This window comes from Frondihabitans sp. 762G35, from assembly GCF_002074055.1.
In the GTDB taxonomy this organism is placed as follows: Bacteria; Actinomycetota; Actinomycetes; order Actinomycetales; family Microbacteriaceae; genus Frondihabitans.
This window is the reverse complement of sequence record NZ_CP014619.1, coordinates 3,067,811-3,085,492: the sequence shown is the minus strand read 5'-3', so window position 1 is coordinate 3,085,492 and position 17,682 is coordinate 3,067,811. Positions and strand designations below refer to the sequence as shown.

The window sequence follows — 17,682 nt, the reverse complement described above, 5'->3', positions numbered from 1 at the left end:
GGGCGACGCGTGGGCGACGCCAGAGGAGTCAGAGCCGCGCGATCCGGTCGATGTCCTCCGTGAACTGCCGGGCGACCTCCTCCGAGACGGTGGCCCTCGTGTCGGCGATCGCGCGGAGGTAGTCGTCGAGCTGCGGACCGGGGGAGTCGGCTCCTGCGCCCGTGTCGAGGGCGTGTTCGAGCGCCGACTGCGAGGCGCGCCGGGCGGCGTATTCGATGTCGGCGGGCGAGAACCCGGCCGTCGGGGCGACCAGGGCGTCGACGTCGATGCGCTCGGCGACCGCCTCGGGGATGTACCGCGACCAGATGGAGGCGCGCGCCTGATCGTCGGGCAGCCCGATCGGGATGACGTAGTCGAACCGCCCGTGCCGGAGGAACGCCTGGTCGAGGGCGCGGATGAAGTTGGTGGCGCAGACGAGGAGCCGGTTCGGCCGGTCGCGGAACGCCGGGATGATCTTCAGCAGCTCGTTCGTCACCCCCTGCATGGTCGACGGCGGCTCGCCCCCGCGCTGCACCGCGATCTCCTCGACCTCGTCGATGAACACGACTGCGTGTTCGAGCTCGTCGATCCGCTCGAAGATCTGGCGCAGGGCGCCCGCGAGCCCCGCCGGGTCGGCGGCGAGACGCGAGGGGAACACCTCGACGAACGACCACTCGAGCCGAGAGGCGATGGCGCGGGCGAACGTGGTCTTCCCGGTGCCGGGCGGACCGAACAGCACCACCGCGCTCGGCGGGACGACGCCGAACGCCGCGGCGAGGTCGGCGTTGGCGAGCGGCATGACGAGGCGTCTCTCGAGGAGGTCCTTCTCGGTCTGCATCCCGCCGATCTCGTTCCAGAGGCCCCGGGGCAGGAGCCGCCCGCCGACCTCCGCGAGCGTGTCGAGCTCCTTGCGCTGGACGGGGAGCTGGCGTTCGAAGTAGCGGAGGTTGCGTTTCGCCTCGAAGCCCTGGTCGCTGAACGCGTCCACGCGGCCGGCGGTGTCGGGCAGCAGGACCGACAGCTTGGAGAGGCCGAGCGGGGCCATGTCGCGCTCCAGGGCGGCGAGCATCGTCCGGCCGACGCCTCGTCCCTGCCAGTCCGACCGCGTCGAGAGGAACACGATCCAGCCCTGAGCGTGCGCGGCGCGGCCGACGGCGGCCCCGATGACCTCGTCGTCGTGCACGGCGACGACGGCGTGATCCTCCTGGCACGACGACAGGACCTCGGAGAGGCCGTAGACGGGGTCGTAGCCGGACGCGCGCATCTCCTCCCAGAGCCGCAGGATGGCATCGACGTCGTCGGGATGGAAGTCGCGCGCGCGGAACGGGGTCATCGCATCACCTTCGAGTCGAGACGCCGAGTCTCGCACGGAAACCGCCGCGATGGCCCGTGCCTTCTCGAGCCCGGGGGTCACCCGCCTGACCGGCGGCTGTGCGCGGCCTCGATAATCGACGGGCTTCGGCGTAGTCTTCTGGGATCGAAGGCGTCACACGTCTTCGCGGCGGTCTGCCGGGGCGCCCCTGCCCGTGAAGCTAGCGTCCCGCCCGGATCGTCAGGGCCGTACCTCGTGTTGAGAGGTGCGGCCCTTCTCGATCCGACCAGCGGATGTGTCATGACGACCCACGGATCGACGTCCCCTGCCGTGAAGCCAGACGCTGACCCGTGGGTCGCCGCTCGCCGACCTAGACGGGCGGACTCCCTCAACCTACGAGAGGTCGGTCCGTGTTTTCTACCCCTTCCCAAGGAGGACGCCGCGCGGTACATTTTTCCCAGGTCAGAAAGTCTTTTAGAGAGTCTGTCTCGCTAGTCTCTCTAGCGACTACACTGATCGGATGTCACCCCGACTCGCGAACGGCACCCCCGCCTCGGAGGCCCACGCCGCCTCGGGCTACTGGTTCGACGCCTCGGCGGAGGAGCGATCCGTCGCCGTCCTCAACGCCCTGCGCGACTACCGCACCTCCGAGACGGCCATGCGTCAGCGGACCCGCGACTCGATGGGCATGGGCGACACCGACCTCAAGGCCATCCGGTTCCTCCTGGCTGCTCAGCGACGCGGCGAGACGGTGAATGCCCGTGAGCTCGCGGACCATCTCGGGATCACGACCCCCTCCACGTCGGTCCTCATCAAACGGCTCGTCTCCAGCGGCCATCTGGAGCGCCGCGCGCACCCGACCGACAGGCGCGGAGTGCTGCTGACGGCCACCGAGGGCTCCGACGACGAGGTGCGCGCGACGATGGCGGGCATGCACGCGCGGATGATCACGGCCGCCGAGGCCCTCTCGCCGGAGGAGGCTCGGGTCGTCACGACGTTCCTCCGCGCGATGGCGACGGCGCTCGAGCCCGACGCCGAGCCGCACTCTCCCACGGCATGACGAAGGCCCCCGATCGCTCGGGGGCCGTGACGTCAGCGGGGCTCAGGCGACGTGCGACACGGCCGAGGGGGCCTGGAAGAAGTCGGCGTACGAGGGCTCGGCCACAGCCGCTGCCGGGGGTGCGATGCGACGCGAGCGCGCCTCCGGCCGGCGCTCGAGGGTGGCGTAGGAGCGACGGCTCCGCTTCGGGTAGGTGCCGATGCGGACGGCGGAGACGCCGGCCTGGCGGATGTACGTGCTCACGCGAGGACCCCCAGCGTGACCATGACGGCCGCGATGAGGCAGCTCGTCGCGGAGAGGGTCGAGACGGCCACGATGGCGAGGGTCTTCTCGCGCTCGGACTGCCGGATCTCGGTGAAGGGGCTGCGATCGGTGGCCTTTTCGGCGCGCAGAACATTCATCAGTTCAACTCGTTTCTGGCGGCCTGCACCGCCTGAGGGGAACGCTTTCCAGGAAGCACCGCCGTGAACCGGGGCTTCCGACACCGCCGTGAATCGGTGTCTATGTAGGAGTATGGATCGCGTTACCTAGTTTGTCTAACCATGATTCGAGAGGCTGCGCTTTGCGGATAAGCCTCTCGAAACGTGCTTCAGAGAGAGATGCCGAGACGCATGGCGACGGTCGCCACGAGCTTCTCGTGGGGCAGTCGCGCGAGGTCGCGGGACGACGAGGGCCGGGGCGCGGTGGCGTCGGTCTCGGGGGCGTTCGCGCTCACGAAGCCTGGGCGCGCTCGGAGAGGCGGGGCGACGCGAGCGTCGCCGGTTCGCCGATGAAGTCGGCGTAGGTGGGTTCGGACTCCTGCGAGCCGAAGGTGATCGAGGCCTCGGTGACGGGGCCGGTGGAGGAGGCCCCGGTGGATACACCGTGGCGCGCTCTCGTCGTCGTGTCGAACTGGGTCATGGAGACCTGCGATTCACTGAGGCCGCGTAAGACCTCGTCTCGTCCGGGACACCGCTCCGCGCACCTGGACCCCGCGTATTCGGTGCGGAGAGAGATCGATGCAGAGAGAAGGGATGTGTCGTCCCGATCTCTCGAAGGGTAGGGCACGCCACCGACATTCCGCTATCCGACTTCGTTAATCGGCTTAGCGATTCCGCCCGACAGAACTCAGACGGGGAGGGGCGCCGCCCGGTCGAGGGAATCGGTCACGGCGGACAGGAGGACGACGACCCGTTTCGCCTCGCGCGGGGTCAACGCCGCCAGGCGTCCCGCGAGTCCGTTCCTGCTCTCCCCCAGGGCTCCGGACAGGCGGGAGTGAGCGTCGTCGGTCAGTCGGAGCAGCTGCCCGCGACCGTCCAGCGGGTCGGCGTGCCGGGTGACGAGGCCGCGTGCGACGAGGCGTCCGAGGAGGATCGTCGTCGCCGCGCTCGTCACGCCGAGGTTCTTCGAGATGTCGCGGGGCCGCACGCTGCGTCCGGCGCTCTCGAGCCGCGCGAGGTACTGCAGGGCACCGAGGTCGTTCGCGCCGAGGTCGAGGATCTCGCGCATCCGGCACCGGAAGAGCGCCTCGGCGTCCTGGAGCGAGTACAGCGCCTCGATCACGGAGCCGGCCGGGGTGTCGGCGTCGTAGACGACCCGGGACCCGGTCGGGATGGAGGTGGAATAGGGGCTCATGGCGTGCCTTTCAGACGGCCCGCGAGCATCCGCTGAAGGAGACGGTGAACATCCGCAGGTGTCCATCGAACCACGCGCGGCCGAGAACTAGCGGCCGGCGGCCATCCGGAGTCGTCCTCGGCGCGGTGCCGCGGCCTCGGTGGAGTCCGGCGCGGAGATCCGACCACCCTCGATGACGCCGAACGAGTGGGTGGTGTCGGTCAGGACGATCCCGATGAACTCCCCGCCCTCGGGAACGCCGTCCTCGAGGCGGGACACGAGCCCCCGCCGGGTGGCGTAGTCACGTTCCAGGCGCTGAGTGACACCGTCTTCGTCGCGGAACAGCGCGTAACCCCGCACGTGTCGCCTCCTGGAACCGTTGTCGCTCGTGAGGCAAGGCTAGCCAATCTAGCGAGATCCTGCCCGGTCGGGTTCCGAACCGTCTGTCTGTCCCCCCTTCTGGACGTCGCGTCCGAGGTGAGTGCGTGGAAGGCTCATCCGGTGCCCTTCCCCGCTCTGCTCGCCCGTGTTCGTCCCTTCGCCATCCGCATCCTGCTCGTCGTCGTCCGGCCGCTCCTGCTCCTCCACTTCGTCGTGTACAGCCACACGGTGCAGCACTCGGCGTTCCCCCGGGACCTCGCCGAGCGCTCGCATCCCGGCGCGGACCCCGTGCGCCTCCTCTTCGTGGGGGACGTCGCCGTCGCCGGCTACGGCGTGCTCCGCGAGGGGATGGCGCTTCCGGCGCAGACCGCCCTCCACGTCTCGCAGGCCAATCGCCGCGGGGTCGACTGGGAGAACGTCGGCGGCTTCGACTTCAGCGCCCGCACGGCCGTGCGCGCCGTGCGGGGGCACGCCTCCGGAGTGGACGTGGCCGTCGTCGCCCTCGGGATCCCCGACGTCCTCCTCGTCACGAGCAGCCGGGTCTGGCGTCGCAACCTCCGGCGGCTGATCGACGTCATCCGGACCGAGAGCGACCCCGGGACCCGTATCCTGCTGGCCGGACCGCCGCCCATGCACCGCTTCCAGCCGCTGCCGACCGTCGCGGGGCGCGCCATCACGGCGCAGCTGCGTCGGCTCGACCGGGTGATGGAGGAGCTGGCCGCCGAGATCGACGGAGTCTCCTTCGCCGCGTTCCCGGACCTCCGGCTCGACAGCATGTTCATGAAGGACGCGTTCTCGTTCCGGGCCATGCACCGCATCTGGGCGCAGGAGCTCGCGCTCCACGTCGAGCGGGCCGCGCGCCTCCGCGAGGGCCACGAGCTCGCCGCCTGACCCGCGTCAGGCGCCCTGTCGCTCCTGCTCGCGGTCCCGCTCCTCCTCGCCGGCCCGGCGGCGCTTGCGTCGGAGGTCGGTGAGCCCCAGCACGAGCGCGGCCCCCGAGAACACCAGCGACACGAGGAGCGCGAGGCTCAGCGAGTCGGCGAAGTGCGTCACGTCGCGGGAGGGGCTGCCGACGGCGGTCGAGACGGCCGCGGATCCGACCAGGGCGAAGAAGACGGTCCCCAGCACGGTCTGACCGGTCGCGGATCCCACGCGCTGCGCGGTCTGGAGGACGCCTCCCGCGGCCCCGCCGATCCGCGGATCGACGTCGGCGAGCGTCAGCGTCTGGTTGGGCGTCACGATCGACCCGCCGGCGACGCCGAGCACGAACAGGGGCAGGGCGAGGCGCAGGATCACGGTGGCCGGGTCGGTCAGATCGGGTTCGCCGCCCACGACGAGCCCCGTGGCGACCGTCGCGACGAAGAACGCCGTGACGGCGCCGACGACCAGGGGGCGCCCGATCCGCGGGACCAGGCGTCCCGCGACGGGAGCGCCGAGCACCGACCCGAGGGCCAGCGCGGAGACGCCGAGGCCGGACGCGAGCGCGCTGAACCCGAGGCCGTTCTGGTAGTACAGCGACAGCACGAGCGGGATCCCGGTGTTGCTGCAGAAGAAGACCACGGCGAACGCGACGCCGGTGACGAACGTCGGCACGCGGAACAGGCGGAGGTCGAGCAGGGGTGAGGCGTCCTCCCGGGTGAGCCGCGATTCCCGCCGCACGAACAGCCCGAGCAGGAGCGCGGCCGGCGCGAACAGGAGGAAGATCCACCCGCTCCGCAGCTCGTTCACCTCCACGATCGGGAACAGGATGCAGAGCAGCGCACCGCCGAGCAGGAGAGCGCCGCCGATGTCGAGGCGCTTCGAGGAGGCCGAGCCGGTCGGCTGCGCCTTGGGGACCCACAGGAGCGCGAGGATGACGGCGGCGATCCCGATCGGCACGTTGATGAAGAAGACGAGGCGCCAGCCGAACTCGGGTCCGCCCGCGGCGATGAGGAGCCCGCCGACGACGGGGCCGAGCGCCGTCCCGACGCCGACCGTCACGCCGAGACCGCCGAACGCCCGGCCGCGCTCCGACTTCGGGAAGGCGTTCTGGATGTAGCCGGAGACCTGGGGGCCGAGGACGCCGCCGAAGAGACCCTGCACGACCCGCGCGGCGATCAGGACGCCCGGGTTCGGGGCGAGGCCGACGCAGGCGCTGGCGAGGACGAATCCCGTGACGCCGATCAGGAACATGCGGCGGCGACCCCGCGTGTCGCCGAGGCGGCCGCCGATGACGGGCATGAGGCCGAACGCGAGGATGTAGCCGCTGACGATCCACTGCAGCTCCGCGGCTCCTGCGCCCGTCGACCGGCCGATGGACGGGAGCGCGACGTTGGTGACGCTGACGTCGAGCAGGGCGCTGAACTGACCCATGAGCATGACGAAGAGGGCGCGCCACCGACGCGGGTCCAGCTCGGGCGCGGAGGACGCGGAGGAGGCGGGGGAACTCACGACGGTCGGGTTCGGCGGGCCCCGCGGGGCCCGCGCCGGGAATCGGTGCGCACGAACCGACGATAGGCCTCCGCGGCCCGGACGGCGCGATGTCCGATTTCCGCACCCTGGACGTCGTCAGGGGGACGACGTCGACCGAACTCGGAGACGAGGCGCGTAGGAACGAGGGAGCAGGTCGCACGAGCGGCCGGGAAGGCAGACATCATGACCGAGATCACCGCCCACCACGGGCTCTTCAAGGACACGAACCTCCACGTCGACGACACCGGCGGTTCGGGTCGCACCGTCGTCCTCATCCACGGCTGGCCCCTCTCCGGCGAGTCCTGGAGCAAGCAAGTCCCCGCGTTCGTCGACGCCGGCTACCGGGTCGTCACCTACGACCGCCGCGGCTTCGGTCGCAGCGACAAGCCGAAGACCGGCTACGACTACGACCACCTCACCGAGGACCTCCACACTGTCCTCACCGAGCTCGACCTGAACGACGTCACGCTCGTCGGCTTCTCGATGGGTGGCGGCGAGGTCGCCCGCTACTTCACGAAGTACGGCACCGAGCGCCTCCACAGCGTCGTGTTCGCCTCCGCCGTGCCCCCGTACCTGATGCACACCGACGACAACCCGGAGGGCCCCCTGACGAAGGACGCGGCCGCCGGGATGGCCGCCGGCCTCACCAAGGACGAGGACGCCTTCTACGACGAGTTCACGACCGGGTTCTTCTCGGTCGACGGTGTCCTCAAGGTCTCCGAAGCGGACCGGCAGGATGCCCTGCGGCTCGCCAAGCAGGCCGACAAGACCGCCGCGCTCGAGGCCATGGCCTCCTTCGCCAACACGGACTTCCGCGACGACCTCACCAAGGTGACGGTGCCGACGCTGGTCATCCACGGCAATGGCGACGCCACCGTTCCCTTCGAGGGCTCGGGTGCGCGCACGCACAAGGCGATCGCGGGTTCGGAGCTGCACGTCATCGAGGGTGCCCCGCACGGCGCCAACGTGAGCGACCCCGACGAGTTCAACCGCGTGGTGCTGGAGTTCCTCAAGCGCTGACCCGTTCTGTCACGACGACGGCGCCCCGGCACGAGCCGGGGCGCCGTCGTCGTTCGCGGTCGGCGGGGGTCGACGGTGCGGCTCAGGCGCTCCCGCGCTCGTCGAACGCCGCCCAGGAGCGCTCGATGTCGCCGAAGTGGTCGATCGACCACTGCTCGAGCGCCTTGAGTGGTTCGCGCAGGGTCGAGCCGGCCTCGGTCAGCTCGTACTCGACCCGCGGCGGCACCTCCGCGTAGACGGTGCGCGTGACGAGCCCGTCCTGCTCCAGCCCGCGGAGCGTCTGGGTCAGCATCTTCTGGGAGATCCCCGCGACCTGGCGGCGGATCTCCGTGAAGCGGCGAGGGCCTTCCGCCAGGGCACCGACGATCAGGACGGTCCAGCGGTCGCCGATCCGGTCGAGGACGCGCCTCGTCGGGCAGCCCTCCAGGTAGGGGTCGAGGGCCGGCGGCTCCTGCGAACCGGGCTTCTGAGCGGAGCCCGAGCCTGTGATGGTTACCACAAAGTGCCTACTTCCGAAAAGTGACCAATGGACATAGCGTAGCGATGAATCGTCCCCACGAGAAGGAGTAGCACCATGGCCACCATCACCGTCGTCGGAGGAACCGGATACGCCGGAGGCTCCATCGCCCGCGAGGCGGCCCGCCGCGGCCACACCGTCGTCTCGTTCAGCCGCACCGTCCCGGAGGGCGACGCGCGCATCGACGGTGTCCGCTACGAGACGGGCTCCATGCTCGACGCCGAGGCGCGCGACCGTGCGGTCACGGGCAGCGACGTCGTCGTCTCCGCGCTCGCTCCCCGCGGCGAGCTCGACGGTCGCATCGTGGAGGCCGACGACGCGCTCGCGGCCCTCGCCCTCGAGCGCGGCGTGCGCCTCGGTGTCGTGGGCGGCTTCAGCTCCCTCCGCGGAGCCGAGGGTGCACCGCGGTTCGCCGAGACCGGCGACCTCCCGCCCGAGTTCGCGAGCGAGGCGCTCCAGATGAACGAGGTCCTCACGCACCTCCTCGGCTCGCAGGATGCCCTGGACTGGTTCTTCGTCTCGCCCGCGATGCAGTTCGGCTCCTACGCCCCCGGCGAGGCCCTCGGTCGCTATCGCGTCGGCGGCGAGGTCGCCCTCTTCGACGAGGCGGGCGTCTCGGCCGTCAGCGGCGCCGACTTCGCCCTCGCCGTCGTCGACGAGATCGAGACCCCCGCGCACCGCCGCGCCCAGTTCGGCGTCGCGTACTGACGCGTCGCCTCCTGACGCAGCGAGGGCCCCGCGGATTCCGGTGGGGCCCTCGCCGTGTCTGCTCAGGGGAGCGGTCGCGGAGACCGGGTCAGCGCGTGTAGGTCAGCGTGTTGGAGACCGACACCACCGTGACCACCGTCGCCATGATGAAGCCGCCGATGTAGGGGTTGCCCGTCTGGCGGTAGATCTTCCGCGTCACCACGGCGGCGACCGGCAGGATCACGACGACGGGGAACAGCCAGATGCTGTTGATCCCCCCGAAGCCCGGGATCAGGTCGCCCGTGACGAAGAAGTGCGAGTACTGCGCGATCACCAGGATGATCGGCGCGATGCCGTTCGCCAGGGCCAGCACGGCGGTGTTCCCCCACTCGCGTCCCCGGATCGTGAACCGGTTGAAGGCGTTGATCGCCACCGAGTTCGCGAAGAAGTAGACGAGGAAGAACGGCAGGTAGATCAGGGCGATCGCCAGTTTGTTCGGGGTGAAGGTCGGCACGGCCAGCACCCAGAGGCGGAAGTCGGTCGTGAAGAAGTACGCCAGCACGAAGACGATCAGGAACGCCGAGACGACCACGATCAGGCCGAGCAGGATGCCCTGGCCGAACTTCCTCCACCCGGGCAGGACCCCCGCCTCGCGGAGGTCCATGCCGTTCCGCCGGCCGAAGAGCCGGTACGACACCACCATGATCACGATGGACACGACGCCGTTGAGCGCGGCCCAGAGGCCGATGATCCACACGGCTCCCTGGGGGTTGACCGGCGGGTCGCCGAGGAAGCTGACCGTCCCCACCGCCGTGTTCGCGCTGATGATCCAGTAGCTCACGCCGGAGATGATCGCCGAGACGACGAGGCCGCCCCAGAACCAGAGCAGTCCGTCTCGTCCTCGGAGCGGCGGGACGACCTTCGGCGCGGAGCGGAGCCCCGCGAACGCCCGAGTCTCGAGGAGCGCCGTGGCGAACGCGACGAGGAAGATGCCGAACCCGACGAGGCCGAGCGCGTTGAACCCCTCCTTGAACTGCCAGATCTGCGATCCGGCCGGGATCGGGTTCGGGGCGCCCAGCGACTTGTCGAAGAACGTGACGACCGACGTCACCTCCTGCTTGGAGAACGGACCCCACGGGTGCGTCTGCGCCGGGTTGTCGATCTCGCGCATGACCTTCCGGCCGTCGACCTCCTGCGTGTACGTCGTGTACGGCTTCCGCATCGACGTGCCCTGGGGGTCGGCGCCGAAGTGGAGGAAGGACTGCGCGTTCGGCGTCCCGATGTACTCGCGCGGCGGTGTCAGCTCGGCGCCGTCCTTGTCGTAGGAGCGGAAGAAGAACTCGTCGTACTGGTCGGCCTGGACTCCGACGTCGCGGTTGCCGTAGTAGTCGACGTACTTCCCGGCGGTGTCCGTGTAGATCGGGTCGTTGTCGACGAGATAGACGGACCGGATGAGCGGGGTCGCCGCCTGGTCGTCGATCGGGATCGCGAAGTTGGCGGCCCGGGCTCCGTTGGAGTGGCCGCTGATGCCGATCTTGGCGGTGTCGACGAAGGGGAGGCTCGCGATCTCCTTCACGCCGTCGTACATGCCCGTCGCCGCGTCCATCTCGTGGCCCTCCTGCAGCGGGTCGGACGAGGCGTGCCCGTACATGTCGATGGACAACACGACGTAGCCGCGGCGGGCCAGCTCGACGTAGTTGGAGTCTTGCATCTCCTTGTTGTTCCACCAGCCGTGAGCGAGGACGATGGCGGGGCGCTTGTCGGTGGCGCTTGCCCCGTCGGGCACGAGGAGCAGAGCGCTCATGGTCTTGCCGGACCCGGTGACCCAGCTCATGTCGCGGATCTTCACCGCTCCGCCGGACGTCTGGACGATCGAGGCTCCGATCGACGAGACGAGCATGAGCACGAGCGAGAGGACGAGCCAGAAGAGCGGCCTTCGGTGTTTCTGTGCGTTCACTTTCCCTACTTCTTTGTCGGGATCCGCCCGGGCCCCCCTGAATGACGCCCGGGATCTTTCTCTGGATCAGCTTTGAATCAAACAAGACCGTTCGGCACCGTGCAAGGAATCCGCACATCTGTGCGGCCCGATGAGCTCGCCGTCGTCGATAGGTGCGCTCGCAAGCTTCCGCCCGTGCACATCCGTGCACGTTCCCAAGGTCCGCCGGTTTCCCTCAGTCGAGGGCGCCGCCACCGATGCGGGCGTCGACGCGCGTCGTGAGCGCCGTCTCGACGACCGCCGTGATCGCGGCCGCCATGTCGGCGAGGGGGAGCGACGGCCGGTCGGTGCCGGCGGTCTGCTCGGGGCTGTACGGGACGTGGACGAAGCCGCCGCGCACCGCATCCTGCGTGCCCGACAGGGTGTGCATGAGCCGGTAGAAGACGTGGTTGCAGGTGTAGGTGCCGGCGGTCTGCGAGATCACCGCCGGGATGCCGAGGGCGCTGATCGCCGCGACGGACGCCTTGATCGGCAGCGTGCTGAAATAGGCCGCCGGAGCCCCGGGCACGACGGGCTCGTCGATCGGCTGGAACCCGGTGTTGTCGGGGATCCGCGCGTCCTCGACGTTGATCGCGACCCGTTCGACCTGGACGGCGGTGGCCCCGCCCGCCTGGCCGACGCAGATCACCACGTCGGGCCGCGTCTCGTCGACGGCCCGCTGCAGCGCGTCGTCGACCCGGGAGAAGTCGACGGGGAGCTGCCGGACGTGCACCTCGGCGTCGCCCGTCCACGCGTCCCGGACCGCCTGGACCGTCGTCCACGACGGGTTCGTCGTCTCGCCGCCGAACGGCTCGAATCCCGTCAGCAGGATGCGCGGTGTCTCGGCCATGTCCCTCACCCTGCCACACGGCGGCCCGGCCGGGACGGCCCCGGGCCCGGCGACTACGGTGAAGCGCGAGCCGTCGTCCCGAGACGCCGCCCCCTTCCGGCGTCGGCGACCGCTCCGCCCGAGAGCCCCGCCACGCGTGCGCCCGGGCGACCCCGAGAGTGAGGACACCCCCATGAAAGCCATCCAGATCAGCGCTCCCGGCGCCTCGCTCGAACTCGTCGAGCGCGACATCCCCGAGGTCCCGCGAGGCCACGTCCTCGTCAAGGTCGCGGCGAACGGCGTCTGCCACAGCGACACCATGCCCGGCGCCGGCATGGCGTCGTCCTACCCCCGCGTGCCCGGCCACGAGGTCGCGGGCACGGTCGAGACCGTCGGCGAGGGCGTCACCGTCTGGACGCCGGGGCAGCGTGTCGGCGTCGGCTGGTTCGGCGGTGCCTGCTTCGAGTGCGAGTCGTGCCGCCGCGGCGACTTCGTCTCCTGCCGGGTCGGCAAGGTGACCGGCCTGTCGTCCGACGGCGGGTACGCCGAGTACCTCGTGGCTCCTGCGGACGCCCTCGCGGCCATCCCGGACGCCCTCAGCTTCGAGGAGGCGGCTCCGCTGCTCTGCGCCGGCGTGACGACGTTCAACGCGATCCGCACCAGCGGCGTGCGTCCCGGCGACCGCGTCGCCGTGCTCGGTCTCGGCGGTCTCGGCCACCTCGGCGTGCAGTTCGCCGCCAAGCTGGGCTTCGAGACGATCGCGATCGCGCGCGGAACCGACAAGGCCGACTTCGCCCACCAGCTCGGGGCCGACCACTACATCGACAGCACGAGCACGGACGTGGCCGCGGCCCTGAACGACCTGGGCGGCGCCGATCTCGTCATCGCCACGGTCACCGACGCGGCCGCGATGTCGGCCGTCGTCCCGGGGCTGTCGCCGCGCGGTCGACTGATCGTGCTGGGGGTCCCGGAGGACGCCCTGAACGTCTCGGCCGTCGACCTCGTCCTCGGCAGCCGCGTCGTCGCGGGACACGCGTCGGGCACGGCCAAGGACTCTGAGGACACCCTCCGCTTCGCCGCGCGCACGGGCGTCCGGCCGATGATCGAGACGTTCCCGCTCGAGGACGCCGCCGAGGGCTTCGACCGCATGATGTCGGGCAAGGCGCGCTTCCGCGTCGTCCTGACCACCGCCTAGCGAGGCTCGTCGCGGGTGGGTGCCGATCGTCGGCCTGGAGCCGGATCGGCCCTCTCCCGCGGCCCCGACGCGTCCAGCGGTCGGGTCGTCGGCGGCTTCCACGCCGTGCCGTCGGCCCCGACACCGTGTCCGTCCCGATCGCCCCGGCCCGCAGGATGCTCGGGGCGAAGCCCCAGGAGCAGTAGCGTCACCAGCCCCGACGTCATAACGATGCCCATCACCGGGTCGCCGTCGGGCCGCAGCGCCGCAGTGACGGCCTGGACGATCGCGATGCCGGCGACCACGCCGAAGTACACCCGCAGTTCGCTCGCTCTCATGCGTCTCCCTCCCCGGGGCCCGCAGAACCCCATCCCGTATGAGATACAAGTATGCGGGACGGAGAGACGCATCGACGGGTCAGTTCGCCAGGTAGCTCCGGAGAGCCGAGACGACGACGTCGTGGTCGACCACGTCGGGCTGGCCCGAGCCGGTGATCGTCCCGACGAGCGTGCCGTCGACGACGATCGGGAACGCGCCGCCGTGCGGGGCGTGATCGGCGTCCTCGGCCGCCTTCTCGCCCAGCGCCTCCGCGCGCCGGCGGACGAGCAGCGAGGGGACGCCGTCGCGACGGGCCACGTTCGATTTGCGGCGAAGCCACTCCGTCGTGCCCTCCTCGACGTCGCCGAGCGCGGCCTTGTAGACGATGTGGTCGCCGATCACGATCTGCACCGCCAGGGCGAAGCCGCGCTCGCGGACGATCTCCGCCGCGAGGGTCCCGAGGGCGTAGGCCGCCTCCTGGTCGAAGCTGTCGAAGGTGAGCTCGGCCAGCTGCTGCTCGATCTGCTCGGCGGTGAAGGTCGGGAGGTCGTCGTCCTGGGTCATGCCCTCATTCTGGCGCCGGACGGCTCCGGACCGCGCGGTCAGGGTGTCGCGTCGCGGCTCGACACGTATGATTGTCCTCACAAAGGTCCCTCACGACGGCGGGAGCACGATGACCGAGACCGGGCTCCCCTCCGACCTCTTCGCCGACCTCGACCGCACCGGGCCGGTGCCGCTCTGGTACCAGATCTCCAGCCGGCTCGAGGCCTCGATCCTCAGCGGTCGGCTTCCCGCCGGCGCGCGCCTCGAGAACGAGGTCGGGCTCGGCGAGCGGCTGGGCCTGTCGCGGCCGACCATCCGCCGGGCGATCCAGGAGCTCGTCGACAAGGGGCTCGTCGTGCGGCGCCGGGGGATCGGCACGCAGGTCGTCCACGGTCCGGTCACGCGCAACGTCGAGCTCACCAGCCTCTACGAGGATCTCGAGGCGACCGGGCAGAAACCGACCACGCGGCTCCTGCTGCACGAGATCGCCGAGGCCGACGAGAAGACGGCCACGGCGCTCGGCGTCGATCGGGGTGCGCCCGTCAACCGCATCCGGCGGCTCCGCCTCGCCGACGACGTGCCCGTCGCCGTCCTCGAGAACTTCCTCCCCGTCGACGTCGCCGAGTTCACCGCCGCCGACCTCGCCGACCACGGCCTCTACCAGCTGCTCCGCCTCCGCGGCATCACCATGCGGGTGGCGAAGCAGCGCATCGGGGCGCGGGCCGCACACGACGACGAGGCCGAACTGCTCGAGATCGAGCCGGGCGGCGCCCTCCTCACGATGACGCGCACCGCCTACGACGGCTCCGGCCGGGCGGTCGAGGTCGGTCAGCACTGCTACCGGCCCGACCTCTACTCGTTCTCGGTCACCCTCGTCGACAAGTAGGGCCGGGCTCCCGCCTCAGGAGCCGGTGGCCGCCGCGATCCGCGATCGGATCTGCTCGAGCTGGTAGCGGCTGACGGCGTCGACGTCCTCGTCCTCGGCGAAGACGCTCGAGACGACGACCGTGTCGGGCCGGTCGAAGAAGTCGAGCGCGGCGAGCCCTCCGAAGAAGGCGTCCCAGTCGACGTCGCCGTCGCCGATCTTGAGGTGCTGGTGGACGCGCGCGGCGGTGCCGGGCGGGTTGGTGATGTAGCGGAGGCCGTGCGACCGCCGGTGGTCGAACGTGTCGGCGACGTGCACGAGCCCGAGTGTCCGACCGGCCCGGGCCATGATGCCCGCCAGGTCGCCGCCGTAGTGGAAGGTGTGGCAGGCGACGTAGGCCAGGCCGACGTGGGACGAGTTCAGCCCGCGGATGATGCGGAGCGCTTCGTGGCCGTCCTCGACGAAGTCGTCGGGGTGCGGGTCGATGTAGACCTGGATCCCCTCGCGCTCGATCAGCGGGAGCAGCTCCTCCATCGACCAGTAGAACTGCCGCTCGGACTCCTCCGAGAGCTCGGGGCGGCCGCTGAACTCGGTGTTGATGACGCCGACGCCGAGGCGCGCGGTGATCTCGATCACGCGCTTCCACTGCTTCACGGCTGCGCGACGCGCCTCCTCGTCGGGGCCGGACCAGCGCAGCACGGGCAGCACCGAGGCGATCTCGACCGAGGCGGCCCGGCAGGCGGCGGCGAACGCGTCGACGAGGTCGTCGTCGGCCCTCGGGTGCCGGAAGAACGGCAGGAAGTCCCGGTGCGGCGTGAGCTGAAGGTGGTCGTAGCCGAGCTCCGCCACCTTGGCGGGCAGGTCGAGAAGCGCGTGGCTGTGGTGCAGCGGCGTCGGGTCCAGCGCGATCCTGACCACGGTCAGGCCCGTTCGAGCGCAGGAGCCACGGCGCCGGGCAGGTCGTAGAAGGCCGGCTTCGCGAGCGCGTACTCCACCTCCACGCGGCGTCCGGTCTTCTGCGCCGCGACGCCCGCCGTCGCGACGACGCTGGCCAGGTAGCCGTCCCAGGCGCTGGGACCGTCGATCGTGCCGCGGCGGGCCGCGTCGACCCAGCGCTGCACCTGCGTGTCGTAGGCGGCCCCGAAGCGCTCCTTGAACGTCGGTGGGACCGCTCGGCCGGTGCGGCCGCCGGTGGTGACGTCGATGCCGGACTCGCGGCCGATGGAGGCGACGCCGCTCTCGAACACGGCGTCGGTGGTGACCTGGTAGCCGAACTGGACGTTGACGTTGATCTCGACGATGGCCATCGTGCCCGACACGGTCTCGAGGATCACGATCTGGGGCTCCGGGAGGCCCTCCGGGGCGAGGGAGTTGCGGCGCGGTTTCTTCACCTCGACGGCGACGATCGGCTCGCCGACGACGAAGGGCACGACGTCGATCTCGTGGATCACGGAGTCGAGGATCAGCATCTCCTCCGAGTAGCTCGGCGGCGTCGTCGCGTTGCGGTGCGCGCAGTGGAGGGCGAGGAGCGCGCCGTGCTCGCCGGAAGCGACGAGGGCGCGGAGGTCTTGGTAGCCCCGGTCGAAGCGGCGCATGAAGCCGACCTGGATGTGCGGCCGGCCGAGTCGCTGCTCCGCCTCGAGGACGCGGAGCGAGGCCGCCTCGTCGGTGGTCAGGGGCTTCTCGCAGAGGATCGCGAGACCGCGGTCGAGGGCGGGCAGGAGCACGGCCTCGTGGAGGAAGCCCGGGGTCGCGACGATGACGGCGTCGATCTCGGTGGTGCCGAGCGCCTCCTCGAAGTCGACCGCGGTGATCGCTCCGGGTGCTGTGGCGGCCGCAGCGGTGGCCCGCGCGGTGTCGGGATCGACGACGGCGACGACCTCCGCCCCGCTGATGGTCGAGGTGATGCGCGCAACGTGGTCGGCGCCCATCATGCCGGCGCCGACGACGGCGACGCGGAGGTTCTCGGACGGGGAGGCGGTCATGGGGGTTCTCCTTCGGAGGGCGGGGCGGCGATCGGGTCAGACGAGACGGGTGCGGGGCGAGCAGCTGAAGAGGTGCTGGCGGGTCCGCGTGGCGATGCCGAGCGGGAGGTCGATCGAGGCGACCGGGAACATGTCCTGCTCGACGATCGCGAAGATGTCGGGGTCGATCTCGCTGACGGCCTCGATGATCGGGGCCAGCTCGGGGACGCCCTTCGGCGGCTCCACCATCACGCCCTGGGCGACGGCGTCGCCGAACGGGACGTCGTTCTTGAGCACGGTGAAGCGGAGGTCGGAGTCGACCTGCTTGAGGTGGAGGTAGCCGATCCTGCTCGGGTGCTCGGCCACGAGTCGGAGGGCGTCGCCGCCGTAGTAGGCGAAGTGGCCCGTGTCGAGGCAGAGGTTCGTGTAGCGCTCGTCGGTCTCGCGGAGGAAGCGCTCCGTCTCCTGGTAGGTGCCCACGTGACTGTCGGCGTGCGTGTGGAACTGCTGATGCACGCCGAACTCCTCGAACAGCGCCTTGCCGAGCTTGTCGTGGCCCGCGCCGAGCTTCGACCACTGGTCGTCCGTGAGGGTCCGGGCCTCGAGGACCTCGCTCGTGGCGTCGCTCCGCCAGAGGTCCGGGATGACCACGAGGTGCTCGGCGCCGAGCTTCGAGGCGAGCCCTGCGACGGCGAGAGCTTGGTCCCACGCGCGCTGCCACTGGTCGTCGCCCTTGTGGAACCCCGTGAAGACGGTGCCCGCCGAGAGGCGGAGGTCACGCCTGCCGAGCTCGTCCTCGAGCTGGTGGGGGTCGGTCGGCAGGTAGCCGTAGGGGCCCAGCTCGAGGTAGCGGTAGCCGGCCTGCTGCACCTCGTCGAGGAACCGCTGCCACGGGATCTGGCTCGGGTGCTCGGCGATCCACACGCCCCACGAGTCGGGCGCGGTGCCGATGCGGAGGCCGGGGTTGGCGGAGGCGGTGACGGAGTCGGTCATGGCGGCGGTGCCTTTCGAACG

At 70.6% G+C, this 17,682-nt stretch carries 22 protein-coding genes; 6 read left to right on the top strand and 16 right to left on the bottom strand.

The window, feature by feature from the left end:
• Window positions 1-28: 28 nt before the first annotated feature.
• A complete protein-coding gene (locus AS850_RS14600; protein WP_119869774.1) occupies window positions 29-1,312 on the bottom strand; it encodes an ATP-binding protein in 1,284 nt (427 codons plus the stop codon).
• A 499-nt stretch (window positions 1,313-1,811) separates the two neighbouring features.
• Here AS850_RS14600 and AS850_RS14595 point away from each other — a divergent pair, with 499 nt between their 5' ends.
• Window positions 1,812-2,351 (top strand): MarR family winged helix-turn-helix transcriptional regulator, encoded by a 540-nt coding sequence (locus AS850_RS14595; RefSeq protein ID WP_119869773.1) that lies wholly within the window; start codon window positions 1,812-1,814, stop codon window positions 2,349-2,351.
• A 42-nt stretch (window positions 2,352-2,393) separates the two neighbouring features.
• Here the strand turns inward: AS850_RS14595 and AS850_RS14590 are convergent, their stop codons facing one another.
• The 6 genes from AS850_RS14590 to AS850_RS16585 form a co-directional block, all read right to left on the bottom strand.
• Window positions 2,394-2,594 (bottom strand): hypothetical protein, encoded by a 201-nt coding sequence (locus tag AS850_RS14590; RefSeq protein ID WP_119869772.1) that lies wholly within the window; start codon window positions 2,592-2,594, stop codon window positions 2,394-2,396.
• Window positions 2,591-2,752 carry a hypothetical protein gene (locus tag AS850_RS16590; protein WP_164088476.1) on the bottom strand — a complete coding sequence of 54 codons (162 nt, stop codon included), beginning with the start codon at window positions 2,750-2,752 and terminating at the stop codon, window positions 2,591-2,593. The genes AS850_RS14590 and AS850_RS16590 overlap by 4 nt, the downstream gene beginning before the upstream one ends.
• Window positions 2,753-2,940: 188 nt before the next feature.
• Window positions 2,941-3,066, bottom strand: coding sequence for a hypothetical protein (locus tag AS850_RS16950; RefSeq protein ID WP_257788664.1), 126 nt, complete (start codon window positions 3,064-3,066; stop codon window positions 2,941-2,943).
• A complete protein-coding gene (locus AS850_RS14585) occupies window positions 3,063-3,251 on the bottom strand; it encodes a hypothetical protein (RefSeq protein ID WP_119869771.1) in 189 nt (62 codons plus the stop codon). The genes AS850_RS16950 and AS850_RS14585 overlap by 4 nt, the downstream gene beginning before the upstream one ends.
• 207 nt (window positions 3,252-3,458) lie before the next feature.
• Window positions 3,459-3,965: a MarR family winged helix-turn-helix transcriptional regulator gene (locus AS850_RS14580; protein ID WP_164088475.1), complete on the bottom strand. Its 507-nt coding sequence runs from the start codon at window positions 3,963-3,965 to the stop codon at window positions 3,459-3,461.
• An 87-nt stretch (window positions 3,966-4,052) separates the two neighbouring features.
• Window positions 4,053-4,304 (bottom strand): hypothetical protein, encoded by a 252-nt coding sequence (locus AS850_RS16585; protein WP_164088474.1) that lies wholly within the window; start codon window positions 4,302-4,304, stop codon window positions 4,053-4,055.
• A gap of 141 nt (window positions 4,305-4,445) precedes the next feature.
• Here AS850_RS16585 and AS850_RS14575 point away from each other — a divergent pair, with 141 nt between their 5' ends.
• Entirely contained in the window at window positions 4,446-5,216 is a 771-nt protein-coding gene (locus AS850_RS14575) for an SGNH/GDSL hydrolase family protein (RefSeq protein WP_164088473.1), read from the top strand.
• Window positions 5,217-5,222: 6 nt separating this feature from the next.
• On the opposite strand, the gene AS850_RS14570 is transcribed toward AS850_RS14575, so the two are convergent.
• Window positions 5,223-6,755, bottom strand: coding sequence for an MFS transporter (locus AS850_RS14570; RefSeq protein ID WP_216819775.1), 1,533 nt, complete (start codon window positions 6,753-6,755; stop codon window positions 5,223-5,225).
• Window positions 6,756-6,959: 204 nt separating this feature from the next.
• On the opposite strand from AS850_RS14570, the gene AS850_RS14565 reads away from it, so the two are divergent.
• Window positions 6,960-7,796 carry an alpha/beta fold hydrolase gene (locus AS850_RS14565; protein WP_119869768.1) on the top strand — a complete coding sequence of 279 codons (837 nt, stop codon included), beginning with the start codon at window positions 6,960-6,962 and terminating at the stop codon, window positions 7,794-7,796.
• A gap of 82 nt (window positions 7,797-7,878) precedes the next feature.
• On the opposite strand, the gene AS850_RS14560 is transcribed toward AS850_RS14565, so the two are convergent.
• On the bottom strand, window positions 7,879-8,286 hold the full coding sequence (locus tag AS850_RS14560) for a winged helix-turn-helix transcriptional regulator (protein ID WP_119870355.1): 408 nt from the start codon (window positions 8,284-8,286) through the stop codon (window positions 7,879-7,881).
• Between the two features lie 84 nt (window positions 8,287-8,370).
• On the opposite strand from AS850_RS14560, the gene AS850_RS14555 reads away from it, so the two are divergent.
• Entirely contained in the window at window positions 8,371-9,021 is a 651-nt protein-coding gene (locus AS850_RS14555; RefSeq protein WP_119869767.1) for an NAD(P)-dependent oxidoreductase, read from the top strand.
• A gap of 88 nt (window positions 9,022-9,109) precedes the next feature.
• Here AS850_RS14555 and AS850_RS14550 read toward each other — a convergent pair whose 3' ends face one another.
• On the bottom strand, window positions 9,110-10,957 hold the full coding sequence (locus AS850_RS14550; RefSeq protein ID WP_236940748.1) for a dienelactone hydrolase family protein: 1,848 nt from the start codon (window positions 10,955-10,957) through the stop codon (window positions 9,110-9,112).
• 214 nt (window positions 10,958-11,171) lie between these two features.
• Complete coding sequence (gene pcp, locus AS850_RS14545) at window positions 11,172-11,825, bottom strand: pyroglutamyl-peptidase I (RefSeq protein WP_119869766.1); 654 nt, start codon at window positions 11,823-11,825, stop codon at window positions 11,172-11,174.
• Between the two features lie 172 nt (window positions 11,826-11,997).
• Here pcp and AS850_RS14540 point away from each other — a divergent pair, with 172 nt between their 5' ends.
• Window positions 11,998-12,999, top strand: a complete 1,002-nt coding sequence (locus AS850_RS14540) for an alcohol dehydrogenase (RefSeq protein ID WP_119869765.1) — start codon at window positions 11,998-12,000, stop codon at window positions 12,997-12,999.
• On the opposite strand, the gene AS850_RS14535 is transcribed toward AS850_RS14540, so the two are convergent.
• The gene (locus AS850_RS14535) at window positions 12,996-13,316 is read right to left on the bottom strand and encodes a hypothetical protein (protein WP_123955543.1); all 321 of its coding nucleotides are present in this window, start codon (window positions 13,314-13,316) and stop codon (window positions 12,996-12,998) included. The genes AS850_RS14540 and AS850_RS14535 overlap by 4 nt on opposite strands.
• Before the next feature lie 79 nt (window positions 13,317-13,395).
• On the bottom strand, window positions 13,396-13,860 hold the full coding sequence (locus AS850_RS14530; RefSeq protein WP_119869763.1) for a heme-binding protein: 465 nt from the start codon (window positions 13,858-13,860) through the stop codon (window positions 13,396-13,398).
• Between the two features lie 109 nt (window positions 13,861-13,969).
• Here AS850_RS14530 and AS850_RS14525 point away from each other — a divergent pair, with 109 nt between their 5' ends.
• The gene (locus tag AS850_RS14525) at window positions 13,970-14,725 is read left to right on the top strand and encodes a GntR family transcriptional regulator (protein ID WP_119869762.1); all 756 of its coding nucleotides are present in this window, start codon (window positions 13,970-13,972) and stop codon (window positions 14,723-14,725) included.
• A gap of 15 nt (window positions 14,726-14,740) precedes the next feature.
• Here the strand turns inward: AS850_RS14525 and AS850_RS14520 are convergent, their stop codons facing one another.
• The 3 genes from AS850_RS14520 to AS850_RS14510 are packed head-to-tail and all read right to left on the bottom strand — an operon-like array spanning window position 14,741 to window position 17,661.
• Complete coding sequence (locus AS850_RS14520; RefSeq protein WP_119869761.1) at window positions 14,741-15,622, bottom strand: sugar phosphate isomerase/epimerase family protein; 882 nt, start codon at window positions 15,620-15,622, stop codon at window positions 14,741-14,743.
• 2 nt (window positions 15,623-15,624) lie between these two features.
• Window positions 15,625-16,689 (bottom strand): Gfo/Idh/MocA family protein, encoded by a 1,065-nt coding sequence (locus AS850_RS14515; RefSeq protein ID WP_119869760.1) that lies wholly within the window; start codon window positions 16,687-16,689, stop codon window positions 15,625-15,627.
• A 36-nt stretch (window positions 16,690-16,725) separates the two neighbouring features.
• Window positions 16,726-17,661, bottom strand: coding sequence for a sugar phosphate isomerase/epimerase family protein (locus AS850_RS14510; protein ID WP_119869759.1), 936 nt, complete (start codon window positions 17,659-17,661; stop codon window positions 16,726-16,728).
• Window positions 17,662-17,682 lie beyond the last annotated feature (21 nt).

Bases quoted from the DNA above. Each gene is read 5' to 3' on its own strand.
- AS850_RS14600 (WP_119869774.1), bottom strand. From the start codon at position 1,312: ATGACCCCGTTCCGCGCGCGCGACTTCCATCCCGACGACGTCGATGCC.
- AS850_RS14595 (WP_119869773.1), top strand. From the start codon at position 1,812: ATGTCACCCCGACTCGCGAACGGCACCCCCGCCTCGGAGGCCCACGCC.
- AS850_RS16590 (WP_164088476.1), bottom strand. From the start codon at position 2,752: ATGAATGTTCTGCGCGCCGAAAAGGCCACCGATCGCAGCCCCTTCACC.
- AS850_RS14585 (WP_119869771.1), bottom strand. From the start codon at position 3,251: ATGACCCAGTTCGACACGACGACGAGAGCGCGCCACGGTGTATCCACC.
- AS850_RS14580 (WP_164088475.1), bottom strand. From the start codon at position 3,965: ATGAGCCCCTATTCCACCTCCATCCCGACCGGGTCCCGGGTCGTCTAC.
- AS850_RS14565 (WP_119869768.1), top strand. From the start codon at position 6,960: ATGACCGAGATCACCGCCCACCACGGGCTCTTCAAGGACACGAACCTC.
- AS850_RS14555 (WP_119869767.1), top strand. From the start codon at position 8,371: ATGGCCACCATCACCGTCGTCGGAGGAACCGGATACGCCGGAGGCTCC.
- pcp (WP_119869766.1), bottom strand. From the start codon at position 11,825: ATGGCCGAGACACCGCGCATCCTGCTGACGGGATTCGAGCCGTTCGGC.
- AS850_RS14540 (WP_119869765.1), top strand. From the start codon at position 11,998: ATGAAAGCCATCCAGATCAGCGCTCCCGGCGCCTCGCTCGAACTCGTC.
- AS850_RS14535 (WP_123955543.1), bottom strand. From the start codon at position 13,316: ATGAGAGCGAGCGAACTGCGGGTGTACTTCGGCGTGGTCGCCGGCATC.
- AS850_RS14530 (WP_119869763.1), bottom strand. From the start codon at position 13,860: ATGACCCAGGACGACGACCTCCCGACCTTCACCGCCGAGCAGATCGAG.
- AS850_RS14525 (WP_119869762.1), top strand. From the start codon at position 13,970: ATGACCGAGACCGGGCTCCCCTCCGACCTCTTCGCCGACCTCGACCGC.
- AS850_RS14515 (WP_119869760.1), bottom strand. From the start codon at position 16,689: ATGACCGCCTCCCCGTCCGAGAACCTCCGCGTCGCCGTCGTCGGCGCC.
- AS850_RS14510 (WP_119869759.1), bottom strand. From the start codon at position 17,661: ATGACCGACTCCGTCACCGCCTCCGCCAACCCCGGCCTCCGCATCGGC.